The organism is Sphingomonas sp. P4_G3 (assembly GCF_056401105.1).
The window spans coordinates 80856-101292 of record NZ_JBFUJZ010000011.1 but is presented as its reverse complement, the minus strand read 5'-3'; the positions used below and the strand labels follow the sequence as shown (position 1 = coordinate 101292).

Below are 20437 nucleotides of genomic sequence, written 5' to 3'. Positions count from 1 at the left end.
CCCTAAACTGCTCGGTGGGTGCTGGCAAACCGCGCGGAAACCGCGTACGGCCCCCGATATGGATATGCCGGTGCCCGAAAAAAGGTCAGACGATGAGCGAGACCGATCTGGCGCCCACCGACGGCGCCACCGAACTCGATAACGTCGCGGATCAGCTGGACGAGGACGACCGGCTGAAACCCGAATTCGTGCGCGCGGTGCTCGACGCGGTCGAGGCCGGCGACAATGACGCGGCGCGCGCGCTGGTCGAGCCGCTCCACCCCGCCGACATCGCCGATCTGTTCGAGCTGGCGCCGCACGAGGATCGCGGGCCGCTCGCCAAGGCACTGACCGACCTGCTCGATGCCGACGTGTTCGCCGAGATGAACGATTATGTCCGCGAGGATTTGATCGACAGCCTCGCGCCGCAGCAGGTCGCCGACATCGCGTCGGAGCTCGATACTGACGACGCCGTCGCGATCATCGAGGACATGGAGCCGGCGGATCAGCGCGAAGTGCTCCGAGCGCTCGATCCCGACGACCGCGCCGCGATCGAGGAAGCTTTATCCTTCCCCGAGGAATCGGCCGGCCGCTTGATGCAGCGCGAGCTGATCGCGGTGCCCGAACATTGGACGGTCGGCGACGCGATCGATTATTTGCGCAGCCAGGAGGAACTGACCACCGATTTCTGGGAAATCTTCGTGGTCGATCCCGGGCACAAGCCGATCGGCACCTGCTCGCTGTCGTGGATCCTGCGCGCGCCGCGCTCGGTCGCGATCGCCGACGTGATGAAGCGCGAACAGACGTTGATCCCGGTCGACATGGACCAGGAAGAAGTCGCGCTGCGCTTCCAGAAATACGCGCTGATCTCGGCCGCGGTGGTCGATGCCGCTGGGCGGCTGGTCGGCATGATCACGGTCGACGACGTCGTCCACATTATCCAGGAAGAAGCCGGCGAGGACACGCTGCGCCTGGCCGGCGCCGGCGATGGCGACATCAACGAACCGATCGCGATGACGGTCCGGACCCGGCTGATGTGGCTGCTGATCAACCTGCCCACCGCAATGCTCGCGGCTTGGGTGGTCAGCCTGTTCGATGCCGAGATCGCCAAGTTCGCGGTGCTCTCGGCGCTGATGGGGATCGTCTCGGGCATGGGCGGCAATGCCGGCACCCAGACCCTGGCGGTGGTGGTGCGTGCGATCGCGACCAATCAGCTGACCGATTCGAACACCGCGCGGATGATCTGGCGCGAATTCCGCATCGCCGTATCGAACGGCGCCGCGCTCGGCGTGCTGATCGGGATCGGCACCTATTTCATCTTCGGACGCGGCGATCTGGCGGCGGTGTTCGGGCTGGCGATCCTGATCAACAATATGGTTGCCGGCCTGGCGGGGGTGTTCGTGCCGGTGACGCTCGACCGCTTCCGGATCGACCCGGCGATCTCGTCGTCGGTGTTCGTGACGATGTTCACCGATTGCATGGGCTTTTTCTCTTTCCTCGGCCTCGCCTTCTTGTGGGGCCTGGGCCGGTAACCCAGATCGACGGAGTGCCGCTTCATCTGACCAAGGTCGCGTTCGGCGTGGCGAGCCTGGAGGCGTTCGTCGCGCGCTGGGCGGCGCGCGAGGGCGATCCGCCCTACGAACTCGGCACGCGCTATCTACCCAAGCGCTGGGAAGAGATTGCCGGGCAGGGATCTTTATTCTGGATCCTCAAGCACCAGCTCGTCGCGCGCTCGCCGATCGTCGGATTCGGCGAACTGCCCGGCGGCCGTACTGCGATCAGGCTCGATCCGCGCCTGGTCCTGGTCGAAGCACGGCCAAAGCGAGCGCACCAGGGCTGGCGCTATCTCGAAGATACGAGCGCGCCGCGCGACCTTGGTGCAGGTGGCGAAGGGGTAGGTGAACTACCGGCCGATATGGTGGGCAAGCTGGCTGAGCTGGGTTTGCTTTAGGTTGGGGACTCACATTCCTGTCGTCATCCCCGCGGAATCCTCCCGTTACTCCAGCGCACCCTCCCGTCACCCCAGCGAAAGAACATCGGGTTGAGCATGCCCCGCATGCTCAAGGATCGTCCGGGGGGCGATCCGACCCGATGTTGGTCTCTGGCGGTGACGCGATGCCGCTTGAGATCCCAGCTTTCGCTGGGATGACGAATTTTGGAAAATGGATCGCGTTAAGAACAAAGGCTTATTTTAGTTCTCAACCTAAGGCTGCGTGCCGGTACCGCATTCGATCGGCCCGACTGATTGGCCGCGGACGGTGCATTTCGGATTGCCGGTGACCGCGATCAGGCCAAGGCCCTTGTTGGTTAGGTCGGCGAGATAGCGTGCGCTTGCCCGCGTTTCGCCCGCGCCTTCGAGCGCGACGATGATCTCGCCCGCGTCGAGCGCCATCGCCGCGATCGAGCCGCCGCCATTGGTCGAGAACCGCGCCCGCGCGGTGCGTCCGGCGAGGGCGACATTGCCGTTGCCGATCACGGTGACCACGACGTCGTCGGCATCGACGCCGCGCGCGTCGATTGTCCCAGCGCCAGTGATCTGGACGTCGAGCCGCGCCGTACGCAGCCTACCGTTGAGCGCCAGCTTGGCGCCGCCGACCACGGTCGCGCCGCGCACCGCCGGCGTGCGCAGAATGATCACCGGCGGCGGGCCGCTTGCTTTGCCTCGTTCGCCCCAGCCCTGGCTGCCTTTGCGGACGGTCAGCGTGCCGCCGTTGACCGAGATGTCGAGGTCGCCGAGTGCCCGGTCGTCGCCCGACGCGCTGGCCGCGGCGCCGCCGCCGGTGCCGACTTCGACCTGCACCGAATATGGGCCATCCACCCGCACGCGGTCGAAATTGGTGACGACATAGCTGCGGTCGGCGGCATGCGCCGGCGTGGCGAGCGCGATCAGCGCGAAAGCGAGAGAGCGGCGGAGCATGGATGCGAGCATCGCACCGCCCCGCCGCTTTATGCAAGCTGGGTTAGAGTCTTTGCAGCCTTTCCGTCACGGTGCCGCAACCGGTTCAGCCTTGCTGAACCCAAATCAGCTGCAGCTGACGTCGCCCGAGCCCATCTTGGATGTGGTGCATTTGGCGCCGCCAGTGAGCGTGACGTCGCCCGAGCCCATCACGTTGACATTCGCCGCGCCGTTGACCGCCGCGGAGACGCCGCCCGAGCCCATGACATTGACGCTGGCCTGGCCGAGCGACAATTTGGGCGCGGTGATGTCGCCCGATCCGGTGACCGAGAAGGATCCGGTCCTGGCGCTGCCAGCGGTGCCCAGGCTGCCCGACCCGGTGACCGACAGCGCGACTGCCTGGACGCTGAGCGATCCGATATTGAGGTCGCCCGACCCGGTCGCGCTGGCCTGGAACTTCTCGCCATCGATATGGTCGACCGCCATGTCGCCCGACCCGGTGGTGCTCGCCGCGGTCATGCGCGGCATGGTGATGTAGATCTTGGCGCCCTTACGCTCACCGCCCCAACTGAAGCTGCGCTCCTTGCGGCGAACCCTCAGCGTGTCGCCTTCCTTCACGATCTCGAGCTTGTCGAGGATCTTGGGATCGCCCTCCGCACGAACCGAAAAGCCCGAGCCGACACGGACATCGACATCGTCGGGCCCGGCGGCATCGACGCCGGTGAAGCCGTCGACCGCGAAGGTGCGGTTTCCGCCGGCGCCGCTGGGCGGCGTGCCTTCCGACCGGGCCGTGCCCGAACAGGCGGCGAGCGGAAGCAAAGCGAGCAGCATGTAGCGGTTCATGAGATCCTCCATTGTGTGTTGTCGACATAACACACTGCGGATGGGGCCGCAACGAAAAAGGGCGGCCCCAAAGGACCGCCCTATTTTATCAACGACTTGACCCGGGATTACGCCGGAATCTTGTCCTTGTTATGGATCGCCGCGGCCTTGCGCAGGATGTCGAGGATCTTCTCCAGCGCACCCTTTTCGTCGGTCTCTTCCATCGCCGCGAGCTCGCGGGCGAGGCGGGACGCGGCGGCCTCGAAGATCTGGCGCTCCGAATAGCTCTGTTCGGGCTGATCTTCGGCACGGAACAGGTCGCGGACCACTTCGGCGATCGACACCAGGTCGCCCGAATTGATCTTCGCTTCATATTCCTGCGCGCGGCGCGACCACATGGTGCGCTTGACCTTGGGTTTGCCCTTGAGCGTGTCGAGCGCCTCGCGGAGTGTCTTGTCCGAGGACAGCTTGCGCATGCCGACACTCTCGGCCTTGTTGGTCGGCACACGGAGCGTCATGCGCTCTTTCTCGAACCGGAGCACGTACAGCTCCAGCGTCATGCCGGCGATTTCCTGTTTGAGAAGTTCAACGACACGGCCGACGCCGTGCTTGGGGTAAACAACGTAATCACCGACGTCGAAGGACAGCGCCTTGGCAGCCATGTAACTTCAACCTTTCACTTGGAATGTCGCCCGAATAAACGCACGACGCCCGGACATGGCGCCGGCAGGGGCTTGATTGGATGTGTGTGTCTCCACACGAGAGACTCGGAAAGGGGCTCTCGTCCTGACCTATTTAACATAGCCGTAATAAAATTACCAGCCCGACGTCGTTTTCATCCGACGGAGCATCCCCCGAAATGGGTACGGCCCCGTCCCATTGCTGGGCGAGGCCGCTTTGATCTCGATCAACTTTGCTGGCGCGCTCAGTCGCCCTGGCCGGCCTCGGGCGAGAAATACTTGTCGTATTTGCCGTCTTCGCCCTTGTGCTCGTCGGCATCGGCGGGGGTCTGGTCGTTCTTGCGCGTGACGTTGGGCCATTGGCTGCTGAACGTGTTGTTGAGCTCGAGCCACTTTTCCAGGCCGTTCTCGGTATCGGGCAGGATCGCCTCGGCCGGGCATTCGGGTTCGCACACGCCGCAGTCGATGCATTCGCTGGGATTGATGACGAGCATGTTCTCGCCTTCGTAGAAGCAGTCGACCGGACACACCTCGACGCAGTCCATATACTTGCAGCGGATGCAGGCGTCGGTCACGACGTAGGTCATTTCTGGCTCCCCAGGAGTACGATTTGGGCCGTGCTATGCGCGTGTCCCGCGCCCGTCAATCGATCGCGGCTTTCTGCGAGACGTTTTTAAGTTGCGGGCGCGCTGCCGGCCTGGAGATCCTGATAGCAACGCTGCGCCTCGGAAGGCGGGCCGCGGCGAATCGGCAGCGCTTCGATCCGGATGGTGCGGACCTCGCCGCGATGGGTGGCGAAGGTCAGGATGTTGCCCGGGCGCACCGGTGCCGCGGCGCGATCGGTCGGGCGACCGTCGATCCGCATATGCCCCTCCTCGGCAAGGCGTTGCGCAAAGCTTCGCGTCTTCACGATCCGCGCGAACCACAGGAACTTGTCGAGACGCATCGTCGGCCCGTTAGCGGGAAGCTGCTCAGCCATCGAGCATCCCGGCGAGCGCGGCGAAGGCATTGTCGCGCGGCGGTGCCTTGGGCTTGGCGTTGGGCGTCAGGCCTTGCCACATCCAGCGCGGCTTGCCGTCGTCGCTTGGCCGCGCGGCGCGAAAGCCGAGCTGCGCCATCAGCCGCGCCAGCGTGTCGGGCTGGATCCCGATCGAGGTCGCGAGCGCCGCGTCGGGCGCGAACGGCGCGCGTCCCTTGCGCGAATCGTGCGCGGCGCGCGCGATACGTTCGACCAGATCGATCCGCACTGCCTGTTGACCGAGCGGGCGGAAGCCGAAGGGCAAGTCGGCGCCGGGCGCGTTGCGTGGCAACACCGTGGCGCCGTCGCGCGGGCCCTCGCCGAGCCGCATCAGCATCCGCCGCCAGCGCGCTGGACCCGGCTTGAGCAAAGCGGGCGCGAACAGGTCAAGCGTACCGATCGTCACGCCCATCTTGTGCAACTTCTTTCGCGCGAGCGGGTCGAGCGCCTCGACCTGCGCGCCGATCGCGCGCCGCGGCAACAATCCGCCGGCATCGAGCAGCGCCCCCGCGACCGCGCGCAGCGGCGCACCGGCGGCGGCATCGCGCAGGCAGGCGTCGAGCGCGCCGAATACCGGCAAACGCCGCGCCAGCTGCTCTGCGACCCAGCGGTCGAGCCGTGCTTGCACAGCCTTGCGTACCGCAGGATCGAGCGCTTCGACCGGACGATCCAGCAGGACGCGCGGCTGGGCGAGATTGGCGCCAGCGGTCAATTCGGCCACGCCGACGCCGCGCCATTCGATCCGCGGGAAGGACAAAGAGAGCTCATCGTCACCCGAGTCAGCCAGTTCGCGACCGCGCTTCGCCAGCTCGGCACCGAGCCTTTTCTCCGCCGCCGCGAGCAGCAGCCTTTTGTCGGCATGCCGCGCGTCGGCGGCGACGGTGAAGCGGAAGCCCTCGAGCGTGCCGATCGGATGATCCTCGACCAGCACCTCGCCTTCCTCGCCGATCACCACCGGCAGCGCGCCGGCATCCTTGCCGATCTGGCGCAGCAGCACCGTCGTACGCTTGTCGACGAAGCGCTGGGTCAGCGATGCGTGGAGCGCGTCGGACAGGCGCTCTTCGACCGAAGCGGTGCGCGCCGCCCAATGCGCCGGGTCGGCCAGCCAATCGCTGCGATGCGCGATATAGGCCCAGGTGCGGATCGCCGCGATCCGCCCGGCGATCGTCTCGACATCGCCGGTGACGTCGTCGAGCCGTGCGACCTGATCGGCGAACCAGGGCGCGGCGATATGGCCGTTGCCGGTGCTGAGATCATCATAGAGCTTGGCGATCAGCCGCGCATGCGGATCGACGCCGAGCTTGCGGAAATCGGGCACGCCGCATGCCGCCCATAACCGTGCGACCTGGCCCGGCGATCGCGCGCGGTCTCGGACGGCATCGTCCTCGGTCAGCCGCTTGAGCACCGCGAGATCGGTCGCGACCGGTGCCGCGCGCAGCACGCGATTGTCGGGTTTGGCTTCCAGGCTGGCGATCAGCGCATCGACTGAATCACAATCGGGCTCGCCATCGCGCCAATAGAGGAAATCGAGCCGGGGAAAATGATGGTGCTCGATCGCGTGGATTTCCTCGGGCGTGAACGCACCGGGGCCGTCGGCGGTCAGCGCGCCGAACGTCCCGTCGCGCTGATGCCGCCCGGCGCGCCCGGCGATCTGCGCCATCTCGCTCACCGTCAGCCGGCGCTGGCGATAGCCGTCGAACTTGGTCAGGCTGGCGAAGGCGACATGGTTGACGTCCATGTTGAGGCCCATGCCGATCGCGTCGGTCGCGACGAGATAATCGACCTCGCTGGCCTGGAACATCGCGACCTGGGCGTTGCGGGTGCGCGGGGACAAGGCGCCCATCACCACCGCGGCGCCGCCGCGAAGACGGCGGATCATCTCGGCGACGGCATAGACTTCCTCGGCGCTGAACGCGACGATCACCGAGCGCTTGGGCAGCCGCGACAGCTTGCGCGCGCCGGCATAGGACAGAGTCGAGAAACGCGGGCGGTTGACGATCTCGGCGTCGGGGACCAGCGCCTTGACCATCGGCCGCAACGTCTCCGAGCCAAGGATCATCGTCTCCTCGCGGCCGCGCGCGCGCAACAGACGGTCGGTGAAGACATGGCCGCGCTCGGGATCGGCGCCGAGTTGCGCCTCGTCGAGCGCGACGAATGCCAAGTCACGCTGGAGCGGCATGCTCTCGGCGGTGCACAGGAACCAGCGCGCGTCGGGCGGAACGATACGCTCCTCGCCGGTGATCAGCGCGACCTGCTTGGCGCCCTTCAATTTGACGACGCGATCATAGACTTCGCGCGCGAGCAATCGCAGCGGGAAGCCGATCATCCCGCTCGAATGACCGCACATCCGCTCGATCGCGAGATGCGTCTTGCCGGTGTTGGTGGGCCCGAGCACCGCGGTGACCGGGGACGAGAACGCACGCATGACGGCTTATAGATCGGCGCGCCGGGCGATCGACGCAAGCGAGACTTGATTAAGCCATGATAGTCGCGCCCATGGTGCGAGTCCGTAAGTAATCGCCCCTAGGGCAAGTCACCGCGACGAAAAGATCCCGAATTTGCCGGTACTTGAAATAGTTCCGCGTCAAATGGAGTTTGTCCCTCGCGCTGCACGGCTTGCCGCACGGATCGGCGCTTAACGAGGCGGTTAAATTGACTTTAACACCCCATCGGCAGAGTGTTTGGACAGCGCCGGGGGTGGATCGGCGATTACGTAACGGGGACGTTTCGTCGTGTTTCTGCGCAGTGAGCATTATGAGCAATCGGGTGGCGCTGCTCCCAGCTCGACCGGCCGTGCGCTCGTCCTCACCACCGACCTCTCTTTTGTCGACCGGGTGCGTGCCTCCATGGCGCAAATCGACTGGACGCCCGATCTCGGCGCGCGGATCGGATCGCGCGACTGGTTCCGCGGACTCGCTACCTGCACCGCGCTGGTCGGCGCGTGCTGGGCGCTGTCGCCGGGCATCGGTCAGCCGCTGGTCGCTGCATCCGCTTTGCCGCTCAAGGGCAAGGCGTGGGAAAATGCCCGTGCGCAATCGATCGCGCCACTCGCCTTGGGTGCCGATACCGGTCAGCGCATGGCGGCGACCGATCTGGTGCGGCCGCTGGCCGAAACCCCCGATCGCCCGACCCAGGCCTTTGCATCGGCGATGAGTGACGGCGACAGCCTGGCAACGCTGCTGCGCCGCGCCGGCGCCGCCAAGACCGATATCGCCCGCGTTGCCGATCTGGTCGCGGGCGCGCTGCCGCTCGACAATATCCGCCCTGGAACGCGGTTCGAAGGCGTGCTCGGCCGCCGTGCCAAGAAAAGCGATCCGCGCCCGCTCGAACAATTGAGCTTCCAGCCGGCATTCGATTTCCGCCTGACGATCAAGCGCACCGCCAACGGCCTGACGATGAATCGCCAGGCGATCGCGGTCGACGACACGCCGCTGCGTATCCAGGGCCTGGCCGGATCGAGCCTGTACAAATCGATGCGCGCCGCCGGCGTGCCCTCGACCGTTGCCGCCGATTACATCAAGGCGATCGCGACGCGGATCTCGATCGGCGGCGATGTCGCGTCGGACGACACCTGGGACGTCATGCTATCGCAGCGCCGCGCCGCGACCGGCGAGGTCGAACTCGGCAAGATCCTGTTCGCCGGGCTCGATATGGGTCGCCGCAAGGTCCAACTGGTCAAGTGGAGCCGCAACGCCGACGAGGACGAGGATGGCGGCAACGGCCATGGCGATTGGTACGACGCCAGCGGTCAGACCGAGCGCCAGGGTTTCATGGGCCTGCCGGTCGCGGGCCGGATCAGCTCGTCCTTCGGCATGCGGATGCACCCGATCCTCGGCTATTACCGGATGCACAAGGGCATCGACATCGCCTGCGCTTATGGTTCGCCGGTCTATGCGGTATTCGACGGCATTGTGAATTGGGCCGGCTACAAAGGCGGCTATGGCAGCTTCGTCGGCATTCAGGCGCAGGGTAGTGGGGTCGGTACCGGTTATGGCCATTTGAGCCGGGTGCTGGTGCGCAACGGCCAGCATGTTCAGCGCGGCCAGATCGTCGCTTATTCGGGCAATTCGGGACTATCGACCGGCCCGCATCTGCATTTCGAAGTCTATCGCAGCGGCCAGGTGGTCAATCCGCGCGGCTTCTCCTTCTCGAGCGTCGCCGCGCTGACCGGCGCTGCCTTGCGCGCGTTCAAGTCGCACGTGTCGGAATTGCTGTCGGTTCATCCGGGTACGCCGCGCAAGTCCAGCTGACGCGATAAGTCTCGCTCCTGGGTAAGCAGGGGCTCAAAATTACAAGTGATTCCGTTGGTAACTCCCGCCTCCTGATTTCGCAGGATCAGGCAACCGTTTTCGTGTGCGCCCGATCAGCGGCCCTGCGAGCGCCAGCGGCGAATGGTGCGGCCGATGATCTGATCCTCGCCGCCGGTCTCGCGCCACAACGTGGAGAAGGTCGGATCGTCCGACGCCGGGCGCTTGTTGGCCTCCAGCCCGTCGAACGCGACGCGGATCGGGATGGCGACGCCTTCGCCGCAGATGATGCACTCGCGGTTGCGCAGCGCGGGGATCGCGTCGAGGAACCCGCGCGCGCCTTCGGGCATCGCCGCGCGGACGAACGCCTGGTCGCGATCGTTGTTGAGGCGCATCGAGATGATCGTGCCGCATTGCGACAGCACGCCTTCGGCCAGATCCGACGGACGTTGCGTGATCAGACCCAGGCTGACGCCGTATTTGCGGCCTTCCTTGGCGATGCGGCTGAGGATCTTGCCGACCGACGATCCGTCGGCGTTGCGCTCGTTGGGGATGTAGCGGTGCGCCTCCTCGCAGACGAGCAGGATCGGGCGCCGCGCTTCGTTGCGCGACCAGATCGCGAAGTCGAACACCATGCGCGACAGGACAGCGACCACCACCGAGGTGATTTCGCTCGGCACGCCCGACACGTCGATGATCGAGATCGGCTTGCCGTCGCCGGGCAGGCGGAACACGCGGCTGATGAAGTCCTGCATCGTGTCGGCGACGAGCATGCCGGAGAACATGAAGCTGTAACGCGGATCGGCCTTGATCTCATCGATCTTGGTCTTGATCCGGAGATAGGGCGCGGTGTCGCCGGCGCGGTCCATCTTGCCCATTTCGAGCTGGATCAAATTGGTCAGGTCGCTGAGCAGGTACGGCACCGGGGCGTCGACCGTCAGCTTGCTGATCTCCTGCCCCAGCCGCCCCTTGGCGCGCGCGGCGAGCAGGCACTTGGCCAGGATGTCGGCGTCGATCTGCCGTTCGGAGTTGGACGTCGTCAGGAACACTTCGCAATGTTCCTCGAAATTCATCAGCCAATACGGCATCTGCAGGTTCGACACGTCGTAGATCGCGCCGGTGGTCTGGAACGCCGCCGCATATTCGCCGTGCGGATCGACCATCACGATATGACCCTGCGGCGCGAGCTCGCAGATCTTGTGCAGGATCAACGCGGCGCTGGTCGATTTACCGGTACCGGTCGATCCGAGCAGCGCGAAATGCTTGCCCAGCATCGCGTCGACATAGAGCGAGGCGCGGATGTCCTTGGTCGGATAGACCGTGCCGATCTCGATATTGGCGCGGTCGTCGGCGGCGTAGATCTGCCTGAGGTCGGCGGTCGATACCGGAAACACCGCGGCGCCCGGGGCGGGATAGCGCGTGACGCCACGACGGAATTTGTAGAGCTTGCCGGTCAGTCGTTCCTCATCGCCTTCGCCGAGAAAGTCGATCAGCGCCAGGATGCCGGCCTCGACCAGGCGCAGCGAGCGGATATTGGCGATCATCCAGCAGGCGCCGACGCGAATCTTGACCTGCGCACCGACCGAGCCGGCCGATGCCAGCACGGAATCGGGATCGGCGGCATAGCTGGCAATGGCATCGGGATCGAACAGCACCTGCCCCCCGGAACCGGCGATCTCGATCAGCCCACCAATCTCTCTGCCGAGGCTCGGAGTGGGGGTCGGCGCGGCGGTGTCATCGGCCGTCGTCCGCGCGAATGCGCTACCCCCCAGCATTTCGGTCATCGGAATCCCCTGGTCATTCCGAGTCGCTATGGCACGTCAGGGGTAAATATTGAGTTTGCTATCGCTGACCGGCTCGGGCGAACCCTTCTCGAGGTCATGCCGAACCCGTTCCGACATCCACCGTGCAGCAAGCGCCACACCGGAACGAAAGCGCGCGTTCCCCCTCTCCCGCCTGCGGGAGAGGGAGGGGCCCGCCGCGAAGCGGTGGGAGGGTGAGGGTCTTCTTTCTTCTTCTGTTTCGACACACGCCTGGAAGAAGAAAGAAGACCCTCACCCAACCTGCACCGGGTGAACAGCGCCCCGCGCTGTTCAGGTCATGCCGGGGGCATGACCGACCCGGCGCACCCGCTTGCGGGAGAGGGCAGATACGACTTCTTGCGACTGTTTCGGCACGGAGACATCAAACCCGCCGCGCGATATACCCCGCGCCCCAGCCGAACAGCACCGACAGCGCCACCGCGACCAGCCCATAGGCGATCGAACTGCGCTGCGCCGACCGCGCCACGAACCGTTCGAACCCCGATTTGCGGATGTCGATATCCCTGGTCGCGACCGCCAATATGTGCCGGTCGCGGATCAGGAAGGTCTCCGCGGTGAACCGGCCGACCGGCACGCGCGCCGGGATGTTGACGCGCGCACGGTACAGCACGCCGTCACTGATCTCGACCGCATTGGGCTGCTGGTAATAGAGACCCGACCGGCGCTTGAGGTCGACCAGCCCGCGCGCGAAGCGGTCCTGCTCGTCCTGCGGCGCACTCGACGCCGGGGACAATTGCAGGCTGTCGAGCCCGAGTTCGTAGATCGCGCGCGTGCGGCCATCGACCACCTGATCGATCGGGCGCGACGACACCATGCCGTAGAAACTCGGCGCCGAGCGATAGCGCAGCCGCGACGCATTGACCCAGATGCCGGCGATCTTTTCCTTTTCGCGCACCAGGATCGATTGGGTCGGCCCCTTCACCACCACAACAATGTCGGTCGGCGCATCGTCGTCGGGCAGCCGCCCGCCGGGATAGAGGATTGCGCCGAACAGCAGCAGATCCGCGCCGGTGAACGAATAAGCGATCTCGATCTGGCGCTGCGAGACGTCGGGGACCAGCACCGGTTTCGATACCGGCTTGGCCTGCCCCATTAGCGGTGGCGCGATCAGCAGAGCGAGCGCGGCACGCGCCTTCAAGATAGCTCTACCGAATAGATTTCATCGGGCCGCCAACCCAATCCGATCGCGATACGCAACCCGACCAGCAGGACCAGCACAGCAAGCGCCAGGCGGAGATATTCGGGCTTCACCCGCGCGGCGAAGCGCGCGCCGAGCTGTGCGCCGGTCACCGACCCGATCAACAACAGCACCGCCAGCACGATATCGACCGCCTTGGTCGTGGTGGCATGGACCATCGTCGCCCAGGCAGTGACGAACAGGGTCTGGAACAGGCTGGTGCCGACCACGACCTGCGTCGCCATGCCGAGCAAATAGATCATCGCCGGGACCAGGATGAAGCCGCCGCCGACGCCGAGCAGGATAGTCAGGATGCCGACCCCGAAGCCGAGCAGCAGCGGCGCGAGCGGCGAGACGTAGAGCCCCGAGCGATAGAAGCGCATCCTGAGCGGCAGGGCCGCGACCAACGGATGGTGGCGCCGCTTGCGTGCCGGCGGGGGCGCTCCGCCGCGCGCGGCGAGGATGTATTGGATCGATTCCCTGGCCATGGTCGAGCCGATCCAGCCGAGCATCAGCACATAGATGACCGCGATCACCGTATCGATCTGCCCGGTCCGCTGGAGAATGCGGAAGATCCACGCGCCGACTCCCGACCCGACGAACCCACCGGCGACCATCAGCCCGCCCATCTGGAAATCGACCCCGCGCCGCTGCAGATGCGCGAACACGCCGGAGACGCTCGCCCCGGTCACCTGGCTCGCTGACGAGGCAGCGGCGACGGTCGGCGGGATGCCATAGATGATCAGCAACGGCGTGGTCAGAAACCCGCCGCCAACCCCGAACATCCCCGACAACAGCCCGACGAACAGCCCGAGCGTGACGATCACCAGCGCATTGACCGACATGTTGGCGATGGGGAGATAGAGATCCACGGGGCTACGTTAGACGCAGGTTGTGGCGGGTGGAAGGCGGTTGGGCGTTAGGAGGGTGCGTTCGGCTAATGGTCGTTGGCGGCCCGGCAGGTTTCACCCGGCCGGACCGCCAAGGCGGAGATGAGGGTGGAAGGCGCAGGATAGCGGCGAACGGCCCTATTCCTTGCTGCCCTCCGGCTGATCCTCGGTTGCAACCGCGCCTGGCGCGGCCGCCACACCCGAGAGCATGCCGTTGAGGCTGCCCCCGCCAATCCCCAATTCCGCCATCAGTCCGTCGATCAGCGGGCCGCCGACCCGGTAGCGCATGGCCGCGGCAACCGCGGAATCGGCAAGGTTTCCGGGGCTGCCAGCACCGTCCGAAGCACCTGAATCTCCGTGCAGGCCGCGCGCGTCGAGGATCGAAATCTTGTCGATCTGCTCCATAGGCTTGCTCGCTGCTGCGATGATCCCGGGCAGCGCCTCCAGCATCGCCTTGCGAACCAGCAGGGCTGTTTGCGAATCGTTGAGTATGTTGGTGGCTTCGTTGAGCGCGGTCTGACCCGCAGCATCGACCTTGAACGCTGCCTCCCGGCCCTCGGCACGCGCCTTTTCGGCATCGGCCTCGGCTTCGGCCTCGGTGCGTAAAGCGGCAGCGCGGGATTCAGCGGCCTCCTTCTCGGCCGTAGCGGCGACGGTGATCTGGACCGCCTCTTCCTGCGCGCGCTTGGTGGCCGCGATCACCGCGACATTCTTTTCGCGATTGGCGATCTCGGTCGCCTTCGCGGTCAGGACGCTTTCCTCGGCACGCACCGCCAGCGCGCGCGCTTCGTTGGCCGCGGCGGTCGCGGTCGATTCCTCCTCGGATTTCTGCGCGGTCTGCACGGCGGTGGTGATACGCGCGATCTCGATGGTGCGGTCGCGCTCGATCGTCGCGGTCTGCACCGCCCCGTCGCGGGCGATGGTTGCCGTCTGGATCACCTTGTCGGCCTCGGTCTGCGCGACCGTCTGCGCCTGCTCGGCATTGATCCGGGCGATTTCGGCCAGCCGGGTCTGTTCGGCTTCGGCAGTGGCGATCGCGGTCGCCTGCTCCGCCCGGCGGGCGGCCAGTGTCTGTTCCTGCGTCAGGCGCGCCTGCTCGGCCTCCTGCGCGATCGCCAGCGACTGGTTGTTCGCATCGAGGTTGCGTTGCTCGATCTCGACGCGGTTGGTCGCGACGATATCATTGCGGATCTTCTTGCGCTCCTCGATCGTGCGGGTGAGCACGGTCAGGCCCTCGGCGTCGAACGCGTTGTTCTCGTTGAAATGCTCGAACGCGGTCTGATCGAAATGGGTGATGCTGACCGATTCCAGCTGAAAGCCATTCATGTCCAGATCGGTCATCAGCGCTTCCTGGACCTTCTGGATGAAGTCGGCGCGGTTGGCGTGCAGATGCTCCATCGTCATCGTCGCCGCGACCGAGCGCAGTGCCGAGACGAGCTTGCCGTCAAGCAGCGACTTCACCGCATCGGGACTGTTGACCGATTCGCCGAGCGTCTGCGCCGCGGCGGCGATCGACTGCGCATCGGGCTTTACCTTGATGTGGAAAAGCCCGACGACGTCGACGCGCAATTTGTCGAGCGTGATCAGCGCATCCTTGTTGAGGCGCGAAACTTCGAGCTTAACGGTGGTCAGCCGGACTTGCATCAATTCGTGCAGCACGGGGATCACCATGATGCCGCCGTTCAGCACCACCTTCTCGCCGCCAAAGCCGGTGCGGATCAGCGCGATGTCCTTCGTGGCGCGGCGATACAGGCGGGTGAGGATGATCCCCATCACGACGAGCGCAAGGAGCGCGATACCGGCATAAATCAGGACGTTCAGCAGCGATGCGGACAAAAGACCCTCCCCCAAATTTGAAATTTCTAGCGTTCAGATTGGCCGGAACGGCGTGCTGATGTCCGGAATGGCGAAGAACACCGTCCCTTGCTTGCCAACCAGCAGAGCGCTCTCGCCCTGCGCGATCACGTCGGCGTCGTCATGCGGCTCGACCATGACGTAATGCGCCTGGCCGAACTGATCGACGACCTTCGCGCGCGCCGGATGCCCGCGCGACGCCGCACCTTCCAGCACTGTCCCGCGATGCCGCAACAGGTCCTCGGCATTGATGACCGAAGACTCATAGGACGGAAAGATTCGCGCCAGGCCGGCGGACACAAACGCATTCGCGACGACGGCGATGACCAGCGCCGCAGCACTCGCGATGCCCCAGTGCAGCGGGCTTCCGACCAGGAGCGTGGCGATCTGCTGGATGGCGACGCCAGCGACACTGAAGCAACATAGCAACGACGTCAGCCAAATCAGGATCGGCAAGTCGCGCCCGAACCCCAGCCAGTCGAGCAGACCCGGCCCGGCCTCGGCACCGCCGCCATCCACATGCGAACCCAGGTCGAGATGCCCCAGACCCAGCCCCACTCCCTCGATGATGCCGATGCCCAGCATGACCACGAAGGAGACCGCGAACGGCGCATAATCCGTAGTTAAAAGAAGGCTGAACACCCGTCGATCATATCGGAATTCATTTGGAAGAATATAGTAAAGTTCCGCCATCTTGGAGCTGAGCGGACGTATGTTTTCGGGTGCCGAGACAGTCCAACTATAGGACAGCAGCCAGGCGCATAGCAGCGACCATCTTCTAATCGTCCGAGCGGTGACTAGCTGCTTTCGGACATCCGCATGAGAGAGCAGACGGTTGCGCCTGGCCAAGCAAACTATCCATCCGTGCCAGCGGCGCTCACGGACTGGAGACTGGCTGCTGCCAGGAAGCTCAACCGGATAGCTGCCTTATCAGTAGGTTACGGTGACGATGATGGTGTCGCTGTAACTGCCCGCGGGTACATTTTGGCTGGAGCGGATCCGGCCGTAGACCGTCATCGTCTGATCGACACTGAGCAGTGCCGTAAAATTCCGGGTTATGCGGAACGAGCCTCCCGAGCCGTTTCCTAGAATTTGGGTTCGGGCCGCGTCGGTATAAAGATTATAGTCAAGGACGGACGCACCATTGTGCAGGGCGCGCTGGGTGTAGGTTCCGGATGAGCCGGTGCTGAGATCGACCGTGAACGATCCGGCCAGTGCAACGAGCAGCGTGCAGTGGACCTGTATGTTGCCGGTGGAATCGGTGGGCGACGCGTTGACGACGGTGTACGTGCCGAAACTCACGCCGGTCGCGGTGACGGTGCAGCTGCAGGCGGACAGCGGGGCGCACGCCGCCTTTGCCGGTGATGGAACAAGCAGCAATGTGCCCGCCAGCATCGCCATCAGGACGATCAGGTACCGCGGGGTCATGGCGCGCTCACGGGATTGCCGCACCGTAACGGCCCGAGGCGCGGCAGCACGTCATCCTCGGGCAATCCGCCAAGCCTGACTCGACATGGGCCCTGCCGGGTCTCGAACTCGATGATCATGTCCCGCCGTGCTTCGCGCACGAAGATTTCGCCGCCATAGCCGACGAATGCCGTCTCGCCGGTATCGGTCCGCACCGTGGTGCCGGCATCGACCGGCGCGCCGTCGAGTGCCTGCAGCAAGATCGTCGCGGGGTGATCCCGTTCGATCGCGAAGCGCGCAATGACCGCTCCGCGATACCGCGGCACGATCATGAGCGTGTCGCTCGACATGTGCGCGTCGATCGGGATGTCGCCGGGTGCGATCGCGATCCGGTTCTGCTCATAAGCGCGCAGATCCGGTATGATCGCACGACCCCGGGCGTCGGTGCGGGCGACGAGGCGGTTTTCCTGGTAGATGCGGACATCCGCCAGGCCGGGCACGTCGATGACGCCCAGCGCATCCTCCACGCGCCGGGTGGCGTAGGGGCGGCCGCCAGCGAAAAGCAATCCGCCGCTGGCGAGCATCCTGACGCCGGCGCTCCCCTCGACGCGCGCGGCCTCGACCCTGATTTCGCCCGGATCGCCGCGCCAGCTGAGCTCGGCCTGCTGGCGGTCGCTTTCGCCGGCACCCGCCGTCAACCGATAGCCCCAGCCTCCTTCGGCGGGCGGCGTCCTGCGTATTTCGGCGAGAACATTGCGGGTGTCCGCTTGCACATAGCCGCTGCTGCGCGGCCCGAAGGGAATGGTGAAACCCGCGCCGACCGTGGTTTGCGTGGCGGACCCCCGGGTCGCGCTGCGGAGCGCGAAAACGCTCAGATAGCCGCGATCCCTGATTCCGATGCTGTAATTGGCCGAGGCCAGCCGGGTGCGGTTGCGATCGGCATATTCGAGATCGGTATAGACGATGCCAAAATTGCCGCGGCGTCCCAGCGAGACGCTGCCCGAGGCCTGTAACTGACCCGTTATGCGTTCCGCGTCGCGATGGATGCCTAGCTGGTCGAACTGGCGCGACGCACGCTGATAGCTCACCGCCAGGCTCCATCCTGGCGTGATCCGGCTGAAGAAGATGCGGTAGAGCGCTCCTTGGCCGTCCTCTCCCCGCGAAACTGCACCGGCAATTCCGAACTCGCCGATAGCGGGCCAGACGATATTGGCGCCGCCGCCGATCATCTGGACATCGCCGCTCACTTCCGTGCGGCTTTCAAGGGTCAGCCAGTCGGTGACTCCGCGGCGATAGGATCCGGCCGCGAAGGGGTTGGCATAGCTGAAATTCCTGATCCCGTAATCCCGGCGCTCGGCACCCGCCTCGAGGGACCAGGCGCTCAGACCCCGCCTGAGCAGGCGCGAACTGATATAATAAGAAGACGTCACCCGGCGTTCCACGCCAAGCGCATCGCGGATGACGAGTGTCACGTCGCCCGCGCCGTTTACCAGAGGTACCTGATTGATCGAGAAGGGCCCCGGCGCAACGTCGGCCTGGAAGCGCCGCGCGTTATTCACCAGCAACTCGACATTCGAAGGGATCGCCGTCCGGCCGGTAAAAGCGGGAGTGGAGAAAGTGATGAGATTGGGTTGCAAGCTGAAGTCTGTACCAAGCCGGACGCCGCCGAAGCGTATCTGGCGCGACCAGTCGCGTGCGTCGGTGACGGTATCGCCGACGATCAGGCGGACCAGCGTATCGGGATCGTCGCGCAGGAAATAGCTGTCGAAACGCGTGACCCGGCTCGACCCCGTTTGCTGGCCGACCGCCATGGTGGTCGCGAGCAGGCCCCAATCGTCCGATATTCCGGCTTCCAGGAAGGCTGCTGCCTGTACCTTGTGATCGTATTGGACGGACAGATCGTAATTGAGAAACGCCGCGAAGGCGCTCTTTGTCGGTCGTACGCGCGTGGCCGGCACCGAGACATTGCTGGAATCGAAAAGTTCGGCGGAAATGATCAATGCGATACGTTGACCGGCCGGGTCGAAGTGCAGCGTCATGCCGGCAATGGCGGTCAGCTGAACGAAAGCTTCGTTCTCGATCACGGTCGTCGCAGCCGGGGATAGCCTGACCCCCCAGCGCGCCAGATCGGAGGGGCGGACGAAGAAATCGCCGCCGCGCCGTGCCACCAGATATTCACCTTCCGGCGTGCCGTTAATGGTGATCGCGACAAACAGCAGGTCGAACCGATCCGGGCGCTGCTGCCCCGCCGGCGGGTCCGGAGCGGCAGATCGTGCGCCTGCGGCGGTCGCGTCGGCAAGGAGGCAGAGCGCCGCCATGATGGTCCTAGGGACGGCCGGTTTCATGGGGAGCCGCCTCGGCGACGAGATCGGCGGTCAGATTACCTTGATCCGTCACAGCGCTCAGTTTGAGGGACTCGCCGGCGCGAACCGGCGCGTCGACATCGAGCATGATCTGCCGCGACGCGCCGGGCAGCAGATAAACCGACATGTCGCCGGCGCCCAGCTTCGCACCGTTCCGCCCGGCCAGTGCGAGCCGGTTGATCTGGACGTGAGCAGTGCCCTGGTTGCGGATCTCGAACGTCACCTTGTGGGGCCCCGCCGCCCAGGCGCGCCAGGAGAGGCGACCGATCGGGTTGGGCGCTGGCACGAAGATCGGAATGCTTATCCGCAACAAGGTTCGCACTTGCCCGGGCTCATTCGGACGCAAACCCGGCACTTCTTCCAGAATGACGCGATAGCTCTTCTCGACCGTGCCGGGGCTGGTGCGCAAGCCGAAGCGCGCAATCTGTTCGCCCTGGCCCGCAATCTCGAACAGGCCCGGATTGGCGAGAACGTCCCGGGTTTCCTCGAACTTGTCCTCGCCATCCACCTGGCGCCAGGAAAAGACGCGCAGCTGGATGCGGGCAGTCTCGGCGCTGCCGTTCTGGATCGTCATCGTCTGTACCGGTTCTTTCGGGGTCAGGACGATACGGACGGGATATACTTTGAGCGAGGAAGCCTGCGCCGCCAATGGCAGCAGCAATATCGCAACGATGGCGGCTCCGGCGCGCATCGGTTCAGGCCTAATAGTTTACAGTGACGGTGATCGTGTCGGTATAACTGGCTGCGGGCACATTCTGGTTGGCCGATACGCGGCCATAGATTGTCAACGTCGACGGCAGCACGGGGGCGGTGGTCGCCAGTGGCGTGTCGGTACCGGGTGTATTGCCCCAGTTATTGGTGCGGGCCGCTTCCTGGTACAGCGCATAGCCAAGCGTGTTGGCGCCGTTCGTCATCCGCCGCGTTGTGACCGTGGCGCCGCTCGCCGTGCCGGTGTTGAGACCGACCGTGAACGAGGAGCCGACGGTGCAGAACACCGAAAGCGTGGTCGAGCCGTCGAGTGGCGTCGCCGCCGTCGGATCATAGGTTCCGAAAGCGAGCGGGTTCGCCGTGACGACACAGGCTTTGAGAACGGTAGCCGTTACCGCGAAGGTGGTGGTGGTGGTGTCCGCCTGCGCGGCGGGAGACATAAGGAGCCCTGCGCTCGCAATACCCATCCAGAACGGGAACAGAAATTTTGCACGAGAAACCATAAAATCCTCCATACTGAACACGACAATTTCAAATAGCTCGTACGACAGCTTGTCGATTGTCGAACGTAGT

18 protein-coding genes are annotated in these 20437 nt (G+C 65.0%); 3 read left to right on the top strand and 15 right to left on the bottom strand.

All coding sequences use genetic code 11. The features are described from left to right. Positions 1 to 92 precede the first annotated feature (92 nt). Complete coding sequence (gene mgtE / locus AC1DQQ_RS20045; RefSeq protein WP_478032467.1) at positions 93 to 1511, top strand: magnesium transporter; 1419 nt, start codon at positions 93 to 95, stop codon at positions 1509 to 1511. A gap of 14 nt (positions 1512 to 1525) precedes the next feature. Continuing rightward, positions 1526 to 1930, top strand: coding sequence for a DUF1489 family protein (locus AC1DQQ_RS20040; RefSeq protein WP_478032468.1), 405 nt, complete (start codon positions 1526 to 1528; stop codon positions 1928 to 1930). Between the two features lie 252 nt (positions 1931 to 2182). On the opposite strand, the gene AC1DQQ_RS20035 is transcribed toward AC1DQQ_RS20040, so the two are convergent. From AC1DQQ_RS20035 to AC1DQQ_RS20010, 6 genes are all read right to left on the bottom strand, one after another. Continuing rightward, a complete protein-coding gene (locus AC1DQQ_RS20035; protein WP_478046549.1) occupies positions 2183 to 2896 on the bottom strand; it encodes a GIN domain-containing protein in 714 nt (237 codons plus the stop codon). A 105-nt stretch (positions 2897 to 3001) separates the two neighbouring features. Then, positions 3002 to 3718, bottom strand: coding sequence for a head GIN domain-containing protein (locus tag AC1DQQ_RS20030; protein ID WP_478032470.1), 717 nt, complete (start codon positions 3716 to 3718; stop codon positions 3002 to 3004). 107 nt (positions 3719 to 3825) lie between these two features. Continuing rightward, the gene (locus AC1DQQ_RS20025) at positions 3826 to 4359 is read right to left on the bottom strand and encodes a CarD family transcriptional regulator (RefSeq protein ID WP_066813023.1); all 534 of its coding nucleotides are present in this window, start codon (positions 4357 to 4359) and stop codon (positions 3826 to 3828) included. Between the two features lie 263 nt (positions 4360 to 4622). Beyond that, on the bottom strand, positions 4623 to 4964 hold the full coding sequence (gene fdxA, locus AC1DQQ_RS20020; RefSeq protein WP_478032472.1) for a ferredoxin FdxA: 342 nt from the start codon (positions 4962 to 4964) through the stop codon (positions 4623 to 4625). A gap of 86 nt (positions 4965 to 5050) precedes the next feature. Beyond that, positions 5051 to 5356, bottom strand: coding sequence for an RNA-binding S4 domain-containing protein (locus tag AC1DQQ_RS20015; RefSeq protein WP_478041271.1), 306 nt, complete (start codon positions 5354 to 5356; stop codon positions 5051 to 5053). Beyond that, complete coding sequence (locus AC1DQQ_RS20010) at positions 5349 to 7820, bottom strand: helicase-related protein (protein WP_478046548.1); 2472 nt, start codon at positions 7818 to 7820, stop codon at positions 5349 to 5351. The genes AC1DQQ_RS20015 and AC1DQQ_RS20010 overlap by 8 nt, the downstream gene beginning before the upstream one ends. A gap of 307 nt (positions 7821 to 8127) precedes the next feature. On the opposite strand from AC1DQQ_RS20010, the gene AC1DQQ_RS20005 reads away from it, so the two are divergent. Then, the gene (locus AC1DQQ_RS20005; protein WP_478046547.1) at positions 8128 to 9645 is read left to right on the top strand and encodes a peptidoglycan DD-metalloendopeptidase family protein; all 1518 of its coding nucleotides are present in this window, start codon (positions 8128 to 8130) and stop codon (positions 9643 to 9645) included. A gap of 113 nt (positions 9646 to 9758) precedes the next feature. Here AC1DQQ_RS20005 and AC1DQQ_RS20000 read toward each other — a convergent pair whose 3' ends face one another. The 9 genes from AC1DQQ_RS20000 to AC1DQQ_RS19960 form a co-directional block, all read right to left on the bottom strand. Next, positions 9759 to 11426: a helicase HerA domain-containing protein gene (locus AC1DQQ_RS20000; protein ID WP_478046546.1), complete on the bottom strand. Its 1668-nt coding sequence runs from the start codon at positions 11424 to 11426 to the stop codon at positions 9759 to 9761. 400 nt (positions 11427 to 11826) lie between these two features. Continuing rightward, positions 11827 to 12558, bottom strand: coding sequence for a TIGR02186 family protein (locus AC1DQQ_RS19995; RefSeq protein ID WP_478046555.1), 732 nt, complete (start codon positions 12556 to 12558; stop codon positions 11827 to 11829). 41 nt (positions 12559 to 12599) lie between these two features. After that, positions 12600 to 13514 (bottom strand): sulfite exporter TauE/SafE family protein, encoded by a 915-nt coding sequence (locus AC1DQQ_RS19990; RefSeq protein WP_478032478.1) that lies wholly within the window; start codon positions 13512 to 13514, stop codon positions 12600 to 12602. 156 nt (positions 13515 to 13670) lie between these two features. Further along, on the bottom strand, positions 13671 to 15368 hold the full coding sequence (locus tag AC1DQQ_RS19985) for a flotillin family protein (protein ID WP_478041268.1): 1698 nt from the start codon (positions 15366 to 15368) through the stop codon (positions 13671 to 13673). A gap of 33 nt (positions 15369 to 15401) precedes the next feature. Beyond that, the gene (locus AC1DQQ_RS19980) at positions 15402 to 16028 is read right to left on the bottom strand and encodes an OB-fold-containig protein (protein WP_478046545.1); all 627 of its coding nucleotides are present in this window, start codon (positions 16026 to 16028) and stop codon (positions 15402 to 15404) included. A 288-nt stretch (positions 16029 to 16316) separates the two neighbouring features. Then, complete coding sequence (locus AC1DQQ_RS19975; RefSeq protein WP_478032481.1) at positions 16317 to 16814, bottom strand: Csu type fimbrial protein; 498 nt, start codon at positions 16812 to 16814, stop codon at positions 16317 to 16319. Continuing rightward, a complete protein-coding gene (locus tag AC1DQQ_RS19970; RefSeq protein ID WP_478046544.1) occupies positions 16811 to 19138 on the bottom strand; it encodes a fimbria/pilus outer membrane usher protein in 2328 nt (775 codons plus the stop codon). Before AC1DQQ_RS19970 ends, AC1DQQ_RS19975 begins: the two co-directional genes overlap by 4 nt. Beyond that, the gene (locus AC1DQQ_RS19965; RefSeq protein WP_478046543.1) at positions 19119 to 19805 is read right to left on the bottom strand and encodes a fimbrial biogenesis chaperone; all 687 of its coding nucleotides are present in this window, start codon (positions 19803 to 19805) and stop codon (positions 19119 to 19121) included. The genes AC1DQQ_RS19970 and AC1DQQ_RS19965 overlap by 20 nt, the downstream gene beginning before the upstream one ends. A gap of 52 nt (positions 19806 to 19857) precedes the next feature. Continuing rightward, on the bottom strand, positions 19858 to 20304 hold the full coding sequence (locus AC1DQQ_RS19960) for a Csu type fimbrial protein (protein ID WP_478032485.1): 447 nt from the start codon (positions 20302 to 20304) through the stop codon (positions 19858 to 19860). Between the last annotated feature and the right edge of the window lie 133 nt (positions 20305 to 20437).

Excerpts from the sequence above, each read along its gene's own strand:
- AC1DQQ_RS19960 (WP_478032485.1), bottom strand. The coding sequence starts at position 20,304 with ATGTCTCCCGCCGCGCAGGCGGACACCACCACCACCACCTTCGCGGTA.
- mgtE (WP_478032467.1), top strand. The coding sequence starts at position 93 with ATGAGCGAGACCGATCTGGCGCCCACCGACGGCGCCACCGAACTCGAT.
- AC1DQQ_RS20035 (WP_478046549.1), bottom strand. The coding sequence starts at position 2,896 with ATGCTCCGCCGCTCTCTCGCTTTCGCGCTGATCGCGCTCGCCACGCCG.
- AC1DQQ_RS20025 (WP_066813023.1), bottom strand. The coding sequence starts at position 4,359 with ATGGCTGCCAAGGCGCTGTCCTTCGACGTCGGTGATTACGTTGTTTAC.
- AC1DQQ_RS19995 (WP_478046555.1), bottom strand. The coding sequence starts at position 12,558 with ATGGGGCAGGCCAAGCCGGTATCGAAACCGGTGCTGGTCCCCGACGTC.
- AC1DQQ_RS20030 (WP_478032470.1), bottom strand. The coding sequence starts at position 3,718 with ATGAACCGCTACATGCTGCTCGCTTTGCTTCCGCTCGCCGCCTGTTCG.
- AC1DQQ_RS19970 (WP_478046544.1), bottom strand. The coding sequence starts at position 19,138 with ATGAAACCGGCCGTCCCTAGGACCATCATGGCGGCGCTCTGCCTCCTT.
- AC1DQQ_RS20000 (WP_478046546.1), bottom strand. The coding sequence starts at position 11,426 with ATGACCGAAATGCTGGGGGGTAGCGCATTCGCGCGGACGACGGCCGAT.
- AC1DQQ_RS20010 (WP_478046548.1), bottom strand. The coding sequence starts at position 7,820 with ATGCGTGCGTTCTCGTCCCCGGTCACCGCGGTGCTCGGGCCCACCAAC.
- fdxA (WP_478032472.1), bottom strand. The coding sequence starts at position 4,964 with ATGACCTACGTCGTGACCGACGCCTGCATCCGCTGCAAGTATATGGAC.
- AC1DQQ_RS20015 (WP_478041271.1), bottom strand. The coding sequence starts at position 5,356 with ATGGCTGAGCAGCTTCCCGCTAACGGGCCGACGATGCGTCTCGACAAG.
- AC1DQQ_RS19975 (WP_478032481.1), bottom strand. The coding sequence starts at position 16,814 with ATGACCCCGCGGTACCTGATCGTCCTGATGGCGATGCTGGCGGGCACA.